This window comes from Paenibacillus oralis (assembly GCF_003863965.1).
Lineage (GTDB): Bacteria > Bacillota > Bacilli > Paenibacillales > Paenibacillaceae > Fontibacillus > Fontibacillus oralis.
The window spans coordinates 6,276,902-6,292,421 of sequence record NZ_RRCN01000001.1; the positions used below are offsets into that span (position 1 = coordinate 6,276,902).

General features: G+C 53.5%; 17 protein-coding genes. All 17 read right to left on the reverse strand.

Translation table 11 applies throughout. From position 1 onward, the window contains the following. Positions 1–77: 77 nt before the first annotated feature. Positions 78–911: a CheR family methyltransferase gene (locus EHV15_RS27980; protein WP_128634122.1), complete on the reverse strand. Its 834-nt coding sequence runs from the start codon at positions 909–911 to the stop codon at positions 78–80. Beyond that, complete coding sequence (gene ndk / locus EHV15_RS27985) at positions 902–1,345, reverse strand: nucleoside-diphosphate kinase (RefSeq protein WP_128634123.1); 444 nt, start codon at positions 1,343–1,345, stop codon at positions 902–904. Before ndk ends, EHV15_RS27980 begins: the two co-directional genes overlap by 10 nt. 153 nt (positions 1,346–1,498) lie before the next feature. Then, positions 1,499–2,473, reverse strand: a complete 975-nt coding sequence (locus tag EHV15_RS27990; RefSeq protein WP_128634124.1) for a polyprenyl synthetase family protein — start codon at positions 2,471–2,473, stop codon at positions 1,499–1,501. Then, on the reverse strand, positions 2,470–3,339 hold the full coding sequence (locus EHV15_RS27995) for a menaquinone biosynthetic enzyme MqnA/MqnD family protein (RefSeq protein ID WP_128634125.1): 870 nt from the start codon (positions 3,337–3,339) through the stop codon (positions 2,470–2,472). The genes EHV15_RS27990 and EHV15_RS27995 overlap by 4 nt, the downstream gene beginning before the upstream one ends. Next, positions 3,320–3,937 (reverse strand): UbiX family flavin prenyltransferase, encoded by a 618-nt coding sequence (locus EHV15_RS28000; RefSeq protein WP_128634126.1) that lies wholly within the window; start codon positions 3,935–3,937, stop codon positions 3,320–3,322. The genes EHV15_RS27995 and EHV15_RS28000 overlap by 20 nt, the downstream gene beginning before the upstream one ends. After that, positions 3,937–4,809: a UbiA-like polyprenyltransferase gene (locus EHV15_RS28005; RefSeq protein ID WP_128634127.1), complete on the reverse strand. Its 873-nt coding sequence runs from the start codon at positions 4,807–4,809 to the stop codon at positions 3,937–3,939. The genes EHV15_RS28000 and EHV15_RS28005 overlap by 1 nt, the downstream gene beginning before the upstream one ends. Continuing rightward, positions 4,802–5,527 carry a demethylmenaquinone methyltransferase gene (locus EHV15_RS28010; protein WP_246061993.1) on the reverse strand — a complete coding sequence of 242 codons (726 nt, stop codon included), beginning with the start codon at positions 5,525–5,527 and terminating at the stop codon, positions 4,802–4,804. The genes EHV15_RS28005 and EHV15_RS28010 overlap by 8 nt, the downstream gene beginning before the upstream one ends. Before the next feature lie 9 nt (positions 5,528–5,536). Then, complete coding sequence (locus tag EHV15_RS28015; RefSeq protein WP_128634128.1) at positions 5,537–6,409, reverse strand: heptaprenyl diphosphate synthase component 1; 873 nt, start codon at positions 6,407–6,409, stop codon at positions 5,537–5,539. A gap of 180 nt (positions 6,410–6,589) precedes the next feature. Continuing rightward, positions 6,590–7,141 carry a hypothetical protein gene (locus tag EHV15_RS28020; protein WP_246061808.1) on the reverse strand — a complete coding sequence of 184 codons (552 nt, stop codon included), beginning with the start codon at positions 7,139–7,141 and terminating at the stop codon, positions 6,590–6,592. A gap of 108 nt (positions 7,142–7,249) precedes the next feature. Further along, positions 7,250–7,504: a trp RNA-binding attenuation protein MtrB gene (gene mtrB, locus EHV15_RS28025; RefSeq protein WP_036621922.1), complete on the reverse strand. Its 255-nt coding sequence runs from the start codon at positions 7,502–7,504 to the stop codon at positions 7,250–7,252. 118 nt (positions 7,505–7,622) lie between these two features. Beyond that, a complete protein-coding gene (locus tag EHV15_RS28030; RefSeq protein ID WP_036621920.1) occupies positions 7,623–7,895 on the reverse strand; it encodes an HU family DNA-binding protein in 273 nt (90 codons plus the stop codon). A gap of 309 nt (positions 7,896–8,204) precedes the next feature. Beyond that, a complete protein-coding gene (locus EHV15_RS28035; RefSeq protein WP_128634130.1) occupies positions 8,205–9,605 on the reverse strand; it encodes a sugar porter family MFS transporter in 1,401 nt (466 codons plus the stop codon). A gap of 229 nt (positions 9,606–9,834) precedes the next feature. Then, a complete protein-coding gene (locus EHV15_RS28040) occupies positions 9,835–11,172 on the reverse strand; it encodes a response regulator transcription factor (RefSeq protein WP_128634131.1) in 1,338 nt (445 codons plus the stop codon). Then, positions 11,147–12,592, reverse strand: coding sequence for a sensor histidine kinase (locus tag EHV15_RS28045; protein ID WP_128634132.1), 1,446 nt, complete (start codon positions 12,590–12,592; stop codon positions 11,147–11,149). The genes EHV15_RS28040 and EHV15_RS28045 overlap by 26 nt, the downstream gene beginning before the upstream one ends. Next, positions 12,589–13,587, reverse strand: a complete 999-nt coding sequence (locus EHV15_RS28050; RefSeq protein ID WP_128634133.1) for a substrate-binding domain-containing protein — start codon at positions 13,585–13,587, stop codon at positions 12,589–12,591. Before EHV15_RS28050 ends, EHV15_RS28045 begins: the two co-directional genes overlap by 4 nt. A 595-nt stretch (positions 13,588–14,182) precedes the next feature. Continuing rightward, positions 14,183–14,674 (reverse strand): hypothetical protein, encoded by a 492-nt coding sequence (locus EHV15_RS37660; protein WP_246061809.1) that lies wholly within the window; start codon positions 14,672–14,674, stop codon positions 14,183–14,185. A 24-nt stretch (positions 14,675–14,698) separates the two neighbouring features. Continuing rightward, on the reverse strand, positions 14,699–15,085 hold the full coding sequence (locus EHV15_RS37665; RefSeq protein ID WP_246061810.1) for a transposase: 387 nt from the start codon (positions 15,083–15,085) through the stop codon (positions 14,699–14,701). Between the last annotated feature and the right edge of the window lie 435 nt (positions 15,086–15,520).

A 15,520-nucleotide genomic window follows, 5' to 3' on the forward strand; every position in this document is an offset into this window, starting at 1 on the left:
AGCGTTTTGAAAAAACGCACTTCGAAAGCATCTGCTTCGACCCTTAAAAGCCGAATCGACCTTGATCCGTCAGGAATCTAAGCTTTTTTCCGGTAAAAGAACGTTTCGGTTGCTTCCAAGCCGTATTGGCCTGGCGAAAAAATCTGCTCCGTGCTGCCGACGAACAAAACGCCGCCCGGGCGGAGCGCTTCGGCAAACTTATGGTAAAGGCTCTGTTTGGCCTCCTCCGTGAAATAAATCATCACGTTCCGGCAGACGATGAGGTCAAAACCTTCCTCAAACCGGTCCAGCAGCAGGTTTTGCTTCTTGAACGTCACAGCTTTCTTCAGTTTGGCGTCAAACCGGTACAGCGCACCTTCCGGCGAAAAATAACGCTGCGCTACGTCCTTGGGCACATCCTTGAGCGAACGTTCCAGATACAGCCCCTCCTGCGCTTTGGCCAACGCCCCGTCGTCGATGTCCGAAGCCAGCAGGTAGGTGCGGGGCAGCAGGCCCAAATCCGCCAATATCATCGTCAGCGTATACGGTTCTTCCCCCGTGGAACAGGCGGCGCTCCACACCCGGAGCTTGCCTCCGTCCTTGGAGAGCTCGGGCAAAATCTTGTCCCGCAGCACTTCCCAGCGGTTCGGATTACGCCAGAACTCCGAGACGTTGATCGTCATCTTGTCGAGAAATTCGTAAAAAAGCGCCTTGTTGCCCATCATCGCCGCATAAAAATCAGCGAACGTTTGAAAACCGTTTTTGTTGCGGAGCGTAGTCAAACGGCGCTTCATTTGCGCTTCCTTGTACTGGGCCAGATCGATGCCCGTGCTCTTCTTGATGCTTTGAATAAAGCCCAGGTAATCCGGATCCGGTGCCGTTTCTGCGTTGTCTGCCCGATCAAAATCAGGGATGATCCGGTTCATATCCATTGGCTTACACTTCTCGAATAGTTAATGAGTTCTTGCGGGGCGAAAAAATTGGCGATCTCGCGTTCCGCGCTTGCCGGTCCGTCGGAACCATGGATCAGGTTAAATGGCGTATGGGCGGCAAAATCGCCGCGAATCGTGCCGGGGAGCGCCTCCGTCACTTTCGTCTTGCCGATCACCATCCGGGATAATGCGATAATATCGTCGCCCTCCCACACCATGGCAAAGACCGGCCCGGACGTAATGAAGCCGACCAGTTCATCAAAAAAAGGCTTTCCCTCGTGCTCCGCGTAATGCTTTTTGGCTTGGGCTTCGGATGCTTGCACCAGCTTGCCGGCGATCATCTGAAAGCCCTTATCCTCAAACCGGCTAATGATCCGGCCGACCAGACCTCGTTGTACCCCGTCCGGCTTAACCATCAAAAACGTTCGTTCCATGGGTTCCCTCCCAAATAATCGCATCGTCGTAATGAACATCGCCTCGAAGAAGGCGGTTTCACCTGCATTTTACCAAAAAAAAGCGAAACCCGTAAAGCGTAAAGCTAAATAATTCGTGTTCAAAAAGTCAGGTTTCTAGCACCGAGAACTCCCCTAGTAGGAGCGTTTATTGACAAAGTGCGCAATATCCTGCAAATGAGTCCGGGATTTACTGTCCGGAAGGCCGCTTAACGCGTCCAGCGCTTTCCGGATGAAGCGGTCCGCAAGCTCCTCGGCCTGGTGGATTCCCCGACTCGTCCGGATCATTTCGATCGCCCGGGACACGTCCCCGCTGCCGTCCCCCGCCTGAATGCCGCGGATTTCCCGCAGCAGCGGTTCCCGAAGCTCCGGCTCCTGCAGGGCGTAAAGGACCGGAAGCGTGATGTTTCCTTGCCGCATATCGCTGCCGGGCGGTTTGCCGATCACTTTTTCCGTGCCGAACAGATCGAGCAGATCATCGCGGATTTGAAAAGCCATTCCGACATTGTAACCATAACGATAAAGCAATAAGTTCACTTTGGACGGGGCCTCGGCCGCCATCGCGCCAAGCTGGCAGCTGATGGCGATCAGCAGCGCGGTTTTGCGGCGGATGCGCAGCAAATAATCGCGGACGCTTTGCTCGGTGTTGAAGAAATCGCGGATTTGCTCCATTTCCCCGATCGACATCTGCACCATCGCTTTGGCCAATGTCCGGTGTATGTACGGGTTGCCCAGCTGCGTTACCTGCATCAGCGCTTTGGCGTAAATATAATCTCCGGTATACATCGCGATCCGATTGTCCCATTTCGACTTGACGGTCGGCTTCCCGCGCCGGGTTTCGGCATCGTCGATCACATCGTCATGAACGAGCGATGCGGAGTGGATCAGCTCCAGCGGAACGGCGATATATTGCAGCCGCTGCAAATCGTAGTCGCCGAACTTGCCGCCGAGCAGGACGAACACCGGCCGCAGCCGCTTCCCTCCCGCCTTCAGCAGATGCAGGGACGTTTCGCTCAGGATGCCGTCATCGCCGTCGATGCTCCGGTACAGCTGCTGCTCGATAAAATCCATATCCTTTTTGAGTGCGCCGAAAATATCCAACATCTTCATTTCTTCACCCGCGTCAACGAATTGTCACTCCATATCTCTATTTCCACCTGATGATCAAGCAGACCCATTTCGTAGGCGTACCGAAAATATAAAGCCAGGCCGGTCCGGCGATGTTCGCTGAAATCATAACGGATATGGCTGCCGAAATACCGGGTCCAGTACTCCGGCGTTCCGCCGATTTCGCGGCAGGCCCGCTCGGCGAGCGGCGTCAAATCGCCCAGGCTTTTCCGTTTGCTCTCCTCAAACGCCTCGCACACCGCAGCCAGATATTCGCCGTTCGCTTCCGCAAACGTCTTTTGCACGGCCCATACCGCAAAGGTCATTCCGTAACCGGTCCATTTTTTCCAGACTTCCCCTAAATCGGTCACGATATAACCGTGGTCCCGCCAGGAAGCCTCGATGGCATGGTCTCCGATCAGCAGGGCGGCGTCGCTCCCCTCCATCATGTCATCAAGAACGGGCTCGCTGTCCCAATAGGTCGGACGCCCGCCGTAAGCTTTTTCCATAATGATCTTAAGCAGGTTGACCGAAGTCGCCGACGTATTTGTCAGCGCGATTGTTCCGCCCGCGATCTGTTCCGGGGGCTTACGCGAAAACAGCAAAATCGATTTGACCGGGCCGTCCGAGCTGACGGAAAGATCGGGAAGCAGCAAAAACCGTTCCGCACCGTAACCAAAGGCAAAAGAAGACACCGGGGATATATCCAGCGCGCCGCTCAGCATTTTGCGGTTCAGCGCCGAAGGCACCTCGGTGACCAGGCGGCTGCTTTGCGGCAGGCGCGAAACGTCGAAATGATGAAACACGGGCCATACGTTGCTGTATTTGATTTTTCCGATGAGGATGTCGTTATTCTCCTGGTTGTACATGGTCATCCCCCCATCTTTTGAACAAGGCATGCTCAATGCCCAAATTATCCAGTACTTTGCCAACCAAAAATTTAACCAAATCGTCGATCGTTTGCGGTCCAAAATAAAACGCCGGCATCGCCGGGATGATGCGCACACCCAACCTGGCCAGCTTGAGCATATTTTCCAGATGGATCGCATGGAGCGGCGTTTCGCGCGGTACGAGCACGAGCGGCCGGCCTTCCTTCAGCATAACGTCCGCGGCCCGGGCCATTAAATTATCGGATGCGCCGCTGGCGATCGACGAGAGCGTCCCCATCGAGCAAGGCATCACAATCATGCCGTAAGTAAGAAAGGAGCCGCTGGCGATCGACGCGCCGATGTCGGCCACGTTGTGGTGCACGAGCTTGCCGGGCAAATGCCCGAACTGCCCCTGCAGCGTTTCCTCCCGGCTGGACGTTTTCCAGCCGAGCTCCTCCTTCAGCACGCGCCAGCCCGCCCCTGAAACGACCAGGTGCACCGTAAATTCCATCTCCAGCAGCGTTTCGATCAGCTTGACGCCATATATCGAGCCGCTGGCCCCCGTGATCCCGACGACGATAGCCTTTTGTTTGTCCATCAGTAATGCCGCACCACCAAATCAATCAAAGTAAAGGAAAAGACCACGATGCTCAGCACGCCGTTCATCGTAAAAAAAGCGGTTTGCAGCCGGCTGAGATCGCCCGGCGACACGATATGGTGTTCGTAGAACAAAATTAAATAAGCGATGATCATGCCCGCGATATACCACCAGCCGAGATCGGTCATGAGCAGCAGGGCGATAAAGCCAAGCGCCGTGATGATATGGAAGGCTTGAGCGATTTTCAGCGACTTGGCGACGCCGAAGCGAACCGGGATCGAATGCAGCCCTTCCTTGATGTCGAACTCGACGTCTTGGCAAGCGTAAATGACATCAAATCCGGCGATCCAAAACGTAATCGTCACAAAAAATACCATAGCCGCCCAGTTCACCGTGCCGGTCACGGCCGCCCAGCCGCCGAGCGGCGCAAGCGCGATCGTCAGGCCAAGCACGATGTGGCAGAGCCAGGTGAAACGTTTGGTGAAGGAGTAGAACACGAGCATAAAGACCGCGATCGGCAGCAGCTTCAAAGCCAGCGGATTAAGCTCCGCGGCGGCCCAGAACAGCAGCGCGAACGAAATGATGACGAAGACGACCACTTCCCCGATTTTCAAGAGCCCCGCGGGGATGGCCCGATTTTTCGTGCGCGGGTTTTTGGCGTCGCTGACCCTGTCGATCAGCCGGTTCAGCCCCATCGCCGCGCTCCGGGCCCCGAACATCGCCAGCAGCACCCAGCCGATCTGGGACCAGGACGGAAGATGGTTGTTCATCGTCTGGGACCCGAGCAGCGCGCCCATAAAGGCGAAAGGCAACGCGAATACCGTATGTTCGAATTTGATCATTTGCAGGAAAATTGCGAGTTTTCTAAACATGATGCGTCTCCTTTGTTCCAAGATGCAAGGCGGCAACCCCGCCGGTTAAAGGATACGCTTCGACCTTCGTTAATCCGGTCTCCCGGAAAATCTGCGCGAGTTCCTCGCGGCCGGGAAATTGCATCAGGGACTCCGGCAGCCATTTGTACTGTTCGTAACGATTGGCTACCAGCTTGCCCAGCATCGGAAGTACTTTTTGAAAGTAAAAATAATAGATGCCCTTAAACGGCTGCCAGGTGGGCTTGGACGCCTCCAGACAAACGACCATCCCGCCCGGCTTAACGACCCGTTTCATTTCCCGCAGCACCTGGCGCAGGTCCGGCACGTTGCGGAGGCCGAAGCCGATCGTGGCATAGTCGAACGAATCATCGGCAAACGGCAGCTCCATCGCATTGCCCTGAACCAGGGTAATCGTATGCTCCAAACGGCGCTCTTTAATTTTGCGGCGGCCGTATTCCAGCATGTGTTCGCTGAAATCGAGCCCGGTGATCTTCCCCCCGCTCGTCTCGGCCATGCTGATCGTCCAGTCGCAGGTGCCACAGCACAAATCGATGGCCGCAGCCCCCGGCGGCATGTTCATCTTGGCCATCGTAAATTTGCGCCAAGCCTTATGGCGCCCGAAGCTGATTAAATCGTTCATCATATCGTATTTCGGCGCAATGTTCTCAAACACTTCATGTACGTACTGTTCCTTCGAGTCGGGTGACATATGTCTCATCAATAATACCTACCCTTCTTGCACGGAGCGGCGCGCCGGGGACGACGCGGCGATAAAAGGCTCAAGGATCGCTTTCAGCTCGCTTTGCGCCGTTTCCACCTTGCATTCATGAAGCAGCGCCTGCACCCGGTCCACCGATTGGCGAAGCATGGACATCAGCTGTTCCCTCACGTTGTATTTAACCAGCAGAAGGGACCATTCCCGCTCCCCGACCTTCCGCTCGGCAACCGATTCAAGGTCCTCGGCGGCGCCGGTCTCCATAATTCGCAAAAAAGCGTATCCCTGGCGGTCCTTCGGAAGCTCGCCGCTCGATTTCATCTCGTCCAGCATCACTTCACAGCGGCTCAATTCGGTCAGCAGCAGCCGCCATAAATTTTGCGCCGACTTGTCCAGCAGATGGGAGAAAGAAAGAAAAAGCCCCATTTTGACATGGACGCATTCTTTCAAATACTCTTCCGCGGACAGCAGTCTCCGCTTGAGTTTGCTGTACAATTCGACCTTCAGGCGGTTCACCTCGCAGATCGCCGCGCTCATGGACGAAACCATGCCGATTTCCCCGGCCTGGGCCAGCAGGTCGTAAAACACGCCGCTGAAATAATCGCCCGCCAGCACTTTGAGCTGACGCGAACGCATGGCGGAGGTTTCCTTCCCCGAGCGTTCATCCAAATCGATCAGGTCGTGCGTATCCATGCCGAGCTGCACGAGAAAAGCAGCCAGCGCGCAGGTTTCGGCCGCATCCACCGCCTGGCTCTGCCGGTCGTTTAAAAAGGCATAAAGCAAACGAACACGGGGCACCGGGAATTCCGGAAGCGCCGTGTGTGCTGAGATCATGTCATAGGAGACATATTTTTTTGCCAATTCAGTTATGCGATAAGGTTTCATCCTTTGCCTCCGTCCGAGCCGCTTGTTCTTACCACGTTTCAAATTACAAATATGTCGCAATCTTGTATATTATATCACATGTTAATTCCCTGCGCACAGAGGTTGGACGCTTAAATCCCGCCAACCAGCCGAAGCGGTAATCCCGCCGGGAAACAAGCCGCCGGCGGAAGCGGCTGTCGGTTAACGGACCGCCGGTTCGCGGAGGAAACGCGACATCCACAGCTGCGTTTCCGTCACCCTTAGACGCTGCCTCAGGGCCTCGGACAACTGACGGTCGCCCGTTTGCCGCAGCTCCGCCAAATCGGCCGTCCGCCAATCGCTGCGGCGGACATCGGCGGCGAGCAGCAAATATTTCGCACCGAGCCAGCGGTCTTCGGCAAACAACCGCAGCAGCAGCTGGTCGACGTTGTTCGTCCGCTCGAACGAAAACGCCAGCATTTCCGCCATCCCTTGGTAAATGCGGTCGGCGCTGAAATCATCCTCGGTGACTTTAAGGTCCACGGACAAAATACCTCCGGTCAAATCCACCTTGCCGATCGGCACCGGAAGATCCAGCGAGGACAGACCGTCCACCAAATTGTCGTTCGTTAATTCGGCCGGCTTCTGCCCTGCGAATACGGCGGCCGTATGCGAGGGCGCTCCGCTTCGTTCGCTTAACCACGAGACGGAAGCCAGCGCCGCCGCGCAGCCGAGCGTCAGCAGAGCCATTTTTATGAGCGGTGTATACTTCATGGGGCATCCCCCTTTGATATGCTCGGCCATTCGGCGCGAGGTTATCCGAGTACTCCTATACCCCATTGTACATAGAAAAAAAGCAGGCTATGCCTGCCGAAAGAAAATTCACTCTTCCGTATCGATCGTACCGTACTTCGTATAAACGACGGCCTTGCCGCGAATCTTCACCGCGGAGGTGTGATCCGTGAACTGGGCGATCAGCACTTCGCCCTTATCCAGTTTCTCGGTGTGGTGGAAACGCGTATCTTTTCCCCGGGTCAGCCCGATTACGGTAACTCCCTGCTCCTTGGCTTTAATCACCCAATAATCCCCGCTGGCCGCGCCATATTCATTTCCGCCTGCTTGCTGATGGTTATCCATATTTGCCGCGCCTCTCCCTTCAACTTATCTTTGTGCAATGCTTTGGTTCACGCGAAAAGAAAAAGCCGTGAACGAGAAGCCCACGGTCTTTTTGTGCACGGAAGATATGTAGAAATCTTTATTTAATTCCGTCTTTGAGCGCTTTACCCGGCTTGAACGCAGGGATTTTGCTCGCAGGGATTTCGATTTCCTCTCCGGTTTGCGGGTTGCGGCCTTTACGTGCGGAACGTTCGCGGACTTCGAAGTTGCCGAAGCCTACCAGCTGAACTTTGTCACCGTTCTGAAGCGCCGTAGAAATCGCTTCGAAAACAGCATCCACCGCTTTCGTCGCATCTTTCTTGGACAACTCCGTGCTTTCTGCTACTTGAGAAATCAAATCGGATTTGTTCATGTTGATTCACCTCCCACTGTAGGAAATTATTACCTCTTGCTATTTGTGTTTCCGTTTTACCGCAGAATATACGTAATTTTCGTATCCTATGCGTACAAATTCCCCTAAAAATGCCGAAACGGCACGCTCCAGGGGCGTTCGGAACAAATTTATAGTAATACAGCCCATGCATAATTTCAAGTGATTTCAAGGCGCGAAGCCGAATTTTCCGTAAACGGCCGGTATTGCCCCCAGTTCTACACGACAAAACGCCTCTGAAGCATCCCGATTTAAGCGGTCTGACTTCAGAGGCGTTTTTTGAAAACAAAGTCATTTCCCAAGCCACATATGTTCCATCTGTTCGAGCGATCTTCCTTTGGTTTCGGGAACTTTTCGCCATATAAAGACGACGACGAAAAGCGAGATGACCCCGAATATCCAGAAGGTAATGGACGGACCGGCTGAACTCAGCAGAGGCGGGAATAACTGGGATACCAGATAATCGCCGGCCCACAATGCCATCGAAGCGATGGCGACCGCCTTGCCGCGAACGCGGTTCGGGAAGATCTCCGAGATCATCACCCATACGATCGGCCCAAGCGAGATAGCGTAGGAGGCCACGTAAACCAAAATCATGATCAGCACGAGCGGGCCGGTGGTCAAATCCATTTTGAATGCGGCTCCTATAATGATCAGGCAGAAGGTCATTAACGAGGTGCCTATCATCAGCAAGACTTTTCGTCCCGCTTTGTCGATCAGCCATACGGATACGATGGTAAACAACACATTGATCAACCCGATCCAGATGGTCTGGGTCAATGAGGCGTCCGTACCGAGTCCCATCCCTTTAAAAATAACCGGCGCGTAATACAAAATGGCGTTGATGCCAGTAATATGCTGTATAATGGCGAGCATAACACCGATAAAAAGAGCAACCCGAATACCGGGAGCAAACAATTGTTTGAATGAATCGCTCTCATTTTGGAACGATTCCTTGATTTCAAGCACTTCCTGTTTAGCGGCTTCTTCACCGTGAATTTTCAGCAGAATCGGCAGCGCTTCATAGGGCCGATTCCGTTTAATAAGCCATCTTGGGCTTTCTGGTATGAAAAACATCAAAATCATAAAGATCAGCCCGGGAACGGCTCCCACTCCGAACATCCAGCGCCAGGCTGTTGAGACACCCCAGGCTTCATCCCCCATGCTGACGATCCACGAATTCTGAAAATAAACCAGAAAAATGCCCGTTACGATCGCCAGCTGATTTAAAGCGACCAAACGGCCCCGGTATTGGGCGGGAGCGATCTCCGCGTTGTACACCGGGCAAATGGTGGAGGTGATGCCTATGCCGACGCCGCCGATCATACGAAAGATAATATACCCGGTAAATGTGTCTTGAAGCGCCGATCCGATCGAGCCGACGACAAACAAAAATCCGGCGGCCAGCAATACCTTTTTTCTGCCAATCCTTTCACTCAGATAACCGGACAAAGCCGCTCCCGTGACACTCCCGACAATCAGGCTTGACACCGCCCAGCCAACCTGAAACTCATTCAGCGAAAAACGCTGCTGCAGAAAGTCGATGGCTCCCGAAACTACCGCGATATCAAACCCGAACAGGATACCTCCGAGCGCGGCTACGATGGATACCAGCGTAACAAAAAGCATACTCTGTTTTTCCGGTTGAAGCGCTTTCTGTTTAGCGTTTTCAGACTTGATGACTATTGCCATTTTATCTCTCCCCTCCCGATTTCTGAAACCTCAGTTCGTTTCTTCGAGGAGAAGTATAGCATGCGCTGATGAATGAAAGGCCGGTTATCGCCTTCACTAAACAGACCTTTTCATGCACGATTTTGGCTTTGACTCCCGAATTGGAGGCGTTAGGGCTGAACCTAGCATTACTTTCACACTCGAGCTTAAAAAAATCCATGCCGCTGGCCGGCATGGATGAATCTGTCTATTATTTTTGCCCTTTGAACTCGGTAGGCGGGACACCCGTTATTTTTTTAAACACGCGGCTAAAATAATTCGGGTCCTTATAACCCACTTCAAAGCTAACTTCCTTAAGGGTAAGATTGCCGGCTTTAATCAGCGAAATGGCTTTGTCAATCCGCAGCCGGGTTACGAAGTCGATGAACGTTTCCCCGTATTCCTGCTTAAAAATTTTGCTGAAGTAGTGAGCATTCAAATGGACGTAATCAGCCACTTCTTCCAGTGAAAGTTCATCGGTGAACCGCTCCTCGATATACATTTTCGCCCTGACGAGCACAGTCAGCGTTTGGACCTCCCGCTGTTCACGCAACCGTTGCAGCGCTGACATGATATAGGTCTGCTGATGGCTTCCTTTCACCGCTTTGACGGCAAGCAAAGAAACGTTTCCGGCCTCTGACGGCTGCAGTTCGTCAAAGCGGCAGTACCCCTCACCCTGCTTATGCAGGGTGGAGGCAAAAACGGCTTCGAAATAGGACTTGCGAAACCCTTCCTCGCCGCTATGCAGCGATCCGACGCCAATGGCCGCCTGGATGCCGAGCTGTTGCCGGGCAAGCTCGAGGAGTTGCTGGACAAGGCGTTCGGCCAACTGCCGCCAGCCGTTTTCGCCGGTGGCAGGCGGCTTTCGTAAAAAAATGGCCATATGATGGTCGATCAAGGAGCTTACAAGGGAATCAGGGCCGTGTGTTTTTACATAACTTCGGAAATGATCGTAAATTTTCTTTTTGTCCTGCTCGTCCGTATATCCGTCAAAGGCGGCAACGATGGCGCTTCCCCGATCAAGAGGGAAGTCCAGCCATTCCGACAGCTGGGAAGCGCTGGAATCCATCGTCTGGTCAACCATAAGCATTAAAGCCAGCTCGTTTTCCGCGAGCGGCTTCAGCTGTGAAATTTTATGCCTAAGCTCCAATTCTTCTTTACGTCCCCGCTTCTCGCGTTCAATTTCTTCAATCAGCCTTTTTAGCGTACCGATGACTATTTCTCGCTTCGCCGGCTTCAGGATGTATTCTTTTACGCCCAAAGAGAGCGCCTCCCGGGCATAGGCAAAATAATCATAAGCGGTGACGAGCACGAATCGGGTACCCGGAAGACGCTCCTTTAATTCACGAAGCGCTTCAAGCCCGCCGATTCCCGGCATGTTGATATCCAGCATGGCAATATGGGGCCGGTGCTCTTCCGCGCATTCGATCGCCATGCGGCCGTTGCCGGCATGAATAAACCGGAATACCCCCGGCATCGCCCGTTCCACGGTCAATTCCAGCCCCTCCCTTTCCAGGGCCTCGTCATCCGCGATCAACAACCGATACATCAGTCCGTTCACTCTCCTTCTTGGCCGGAATTCGTATTGTTATGGCCGTACCTTGTCCTGCACTACTGCTGATTTCAACCATTCCTTCCTTTCCGTAGAACAACTGCAGCCGCTTAAACACGTTTCGCATTCCCAGCCCCGTTGAACTGCCGCTTTCATCTGCGTCTTCGAGACGGAGCACGGACAGACAGGTTTCCTCAGGCATGCCCTTTCCGTTATCCGAGATTTCAATCTGCACGTCCGCGCCCGCTTTCGACAACGTCAACGCGATGACGGCTCCGCCCTCCATATCTTTCACACCGTGAAGAAAAGCGTTCTCAATGAGCGGCTGGATTGTCAGGGCCGGAATTTGCTGCTGAAGCACGGAAGCGTCATAGTGAAGATCAAAGCGAATTCTGTCCCGGAAGCGCGCCTGCTGGATGGTTACATATTCGCGGATATGATCCAGCTCTTCTTGGAGAGTTACGGGCTTGTCCAGCTTTTGCAGGCTGTACCGAAGCAGATTGGACAGCGAAACGATCAGATCGCTGGTCTTCTCCGCCCCTTCCAGGATCGCCATTTGCGAGAGCACATTTAAGGTATTGAACAAAAAATGCGGATTAATTTGATTTTGCAGAGCCCTAAGCTCCAATTCCTTCACGAGCCGCCGCATTTCCAGGCTCTGTTTGTCCTTTTCGATGAGGATGCTCAAATCGGCGGACATTTGCGAAATGGCCTCCGACAATACGCCCAGTTCATCATCCCGTCGCGGCTGGGGCCCGATATTCAGGTCGCCTGTGGCGATCCGTTTCGCCAGTCCGACAAGCCGTCCGACAGGGCCGGTAATGCTGCGCGAGACCCAGATCGCAAGCATGCCCCCCATCAGTGCGTTCATGCCGAACAACGCCGCTCCCAACCCGTTCATTCGCTCATTCTGGTTTCGGAGGTTCTCGATGATCGGCCGGTAATAAGCCAGTTCGGCATCGATCAGCCGCTGTCCCTCCTCGTGGATATAGCCGACGGTTTTCTCCGCTTCAATATAATGTTCAAAAGCCTCCCCAGGATCCTGTGTATTTGCGTCCAGAACCGCGGCTTGTTTCTGTTCCAGAAATGTGGCCAGCAAGTTCGCGTAGTCCTCCTCGGAGAAAGAAGAATCAGCCGTGCCGGAGACTTCCCGGATCCTGCCGTTCAACTGCATCAATTGTCGTTCTGCCGGGCCCTGCACAGCCTTGTCGTCGCTCGGATTAAGCAGATAAGTGTAAAGGAGCTTTAAATTGCTCTCCGCCGCTTCGGAGGTTTGCTCGATGAGCAAAATTCGGCCAAGCATTTCATCGTAGCTCTGTTGTACGACCTTTCCGCTTTGAAAAACAAAATAAGCGATGATATTGGCGAACACAACCAGGAGGGGGATGAATAAAAGCAGCTTCGTTCTGATCGTCATCGTTCGCCATCTCCGGCCACATTGTCGGAAGAGTCCGCATGTACTTCAAACACCCGGGTATATGTTAATTCCTGCGGATCATTCCCCTTTAAATAATCATTCAGCACTTTTATAGCCATGGCCCCCATTTCCGCAGGCTGCTGGACAATCGTCAGCTCGATTTTGTTATCTTCGATGGCTCCCAACGTCTCGGCCATATCGTCGAAAGCGAAAATATGCAGATTCCTCGAGCCGACCCGCTCCGAGGCTTCCAGAATACCAGGGCCGTCCAACGCACTGAATCCAACCATGTAGCGGATCTCCGGATAGCGGACGAGCATGTTCTGAGCTTGCTGGGCTGCCTGAAGCCGCGAAATGTCCGAGGAGCGGATCTCCACAATGCGGAGCCCGGGATAACGGCCGATCACGGAACGAAAGCCGGCAAGCCTGAGCCGCTGGTTCTCGACGCGCTCGTTGCTGATCACAACTCCAATGTCGCCACGCTCCCCGGAAGCCTTCGCCACCAGCTCGCCCATCCGCTTTCCGGCTCCTTCGTTATCCGTTCCGACGTAAGCCAGTCTTTGGGAGTCCGGCTCATCCGTATCGATCGTGATGACGGGGATGCCAAGTCCAGCCGCTTTATCGATTAATCGGCGATACTCCGGATCATTTATGCCTTGAACCAGAATGGCGTCCGCCTTGGCGGCGATCGCTTTATCCAGCAGTTTGATCTGCTCGGACGGATTAATGCGGCCCGGACCGATATAATCAAGCCGCATGCCGTGCTTTTCCGCTTCCTTTCGGGCTCCTTGTTCGATGGACCGCCAGAAAAAATTATCCAATTCCTGCGATATCAAGACCACTTTTGTTTCGGAACCCCTGTCTGTTGGTGAAACCGTCTTCAATTGCTCTGCAAACTGGTGAATTTGCAGAGAAGACAGCGTGAATTGCAACAGCAGCCAGGCGAACGGCAGGAAGATGGGGATCAGGATAAATGTCCATTTACGGTTTGACATGTCTTGCTCCTTTGGAAATTTTTGACTCAATTCATTATACAAGTTTAATATATAAACGCCTGCCGCGATATAAAAAAGCCTTATTTTCTCAACTTTCGCGGAGCAAAAATCAGCTTGAGTCCTTGAACTGAAGGTTTTCAAAGAATTAAGATAGGCGGCTGGCAAAGAGGTGTCTTTCATTGTTATAGAGACCATCAGCCCGACCTAAATCAACTGCCAAGGGCGTTGAAAGCTTGAGGATAGGGAAGGTGGGCGGCAGACCATCGCTGTCCGGACGCTTTGCACGATTATCCCGTTTGATCAGGTAGCAGAGAAACAGACAAGCTCGGGAGAAGAAAATATTTGGTGGAGAAGCAGATAGGTTCGAGATAATTTAGACGGGCTTAGGAGAAGGAATCAGGTTTAGGAGAGGTGAAACAGACCGGACAAGAGATCAAGACAGGAGATCAAGGACAAGAAGCGAGGGAAACGAAAAGACCATGATTTTGCTGTAGCCTGAACCCTTCCATCTGCAGCAACCGCCCGGACTGTTCATGCTAACCCCTACCCATTAAGTTGATTTGCGTCAAACTCCCCCACCGTTCAAGCGCCAAGATCAGGCCGCAGCCGCAAGGGGCTGGTTCGGTTGGCGCGCGATCAGCCAGCGGTAAGGGATTGACGGAATCGCCACACACATGTGCAGCAACTTCTGCCGCATCGTTTCTTCTGCTCCGGGCCGGCGCAGCGAGCGGCGTACGGTGTACTCGTTCAGGTACGCCTGCAGATGCTTCAGTCCCAAGGCTACATACGTACTCTTCAGCGATTCCCACGCCTCTCTCACCACTTTCCGCAAGGGCGCATACAGCCGAAAGGCTAGAGGAAACGACTCTACCGCCGATGTACGGATATCCACATGCCCGTTGATGAACGCGGCGAGTTCGTGACGGTTTGCCCTTTGTCCGTCTCCTCTCTTATGCGGCACCAGGCGGATTTTGACCTGCTCCGGCTCGTCCGACTCCGTGACCGTGCATCCCGCTACGACCGCCGAGGCATACGGATGCGAAAACTGAAGCCGGGACGGATTACGCCCGTACAGATCGCTGTTCACCTTCACGTCTCCGCGGAGCAACTCTCAGGCATCGAACTCTCCCACGGCATGGCGTATTTTATGCAGCATCAACCAGGCGGTTTTGTAGGTGACCCGGATTACCTGGCTCAGCCGCAACGCCGAGATGCCGTCAGGGAGTAGGAACAACTCCAGCGCTTTGAACCACTTGAGCAGGGGCAGATGCGTTCGTTCAAAAATCGTGCCGACCAAAGCCGACGTTTGATGCTTGCACTTTCCGCACTCGAACAAGAGGATATGCCGGGAGGTCAGACGGCTGCACCGGGTGTGAGCGCAGCGCGGGCAGACAAAGCCGCTTCGCCACTTCATCGCGATCAGCGCCTCCATGCAGGCCTGATCGCTGTTATAACGGCTGGTGAATGGTTGAAGTTCCGTTCCCGTATTGACCTCCATGTTCACTCGCCCCCGAATCAAGATTTTACGAACGCACGTTCCATTTATTTCATTATACCAAACATACGTTCCCTAATCAAGCCGAAAATCTCAACTGAACCGCCTCATTTTTCCTTATCTCTTTTTCTCTCTTTTTTTGGAACCCTTACTCTAGCCCCCACCTCCAGCTCTCTGAACGAAAGGGATAATCGTGCAAAGGCAAGCAGCAGGCAGGGACCCCAAGGCACGAACACTTTAGACAGTCCCTTTAGGCAACCCCCTCACCTGGCGTCGATTTGTGACACTGCCGGCAATGGATTCTGCTTTACCCAGCTAAATCAAGGCTTGTCTGCCGATTATTGCTGCGAAAGTTGAGTAAATGAGAAGTACTTTTGCAGTTGATCCCACTGGGCAGTCCTTCTCCACATTATATTTACTCCGCCCCGGACCGAACCT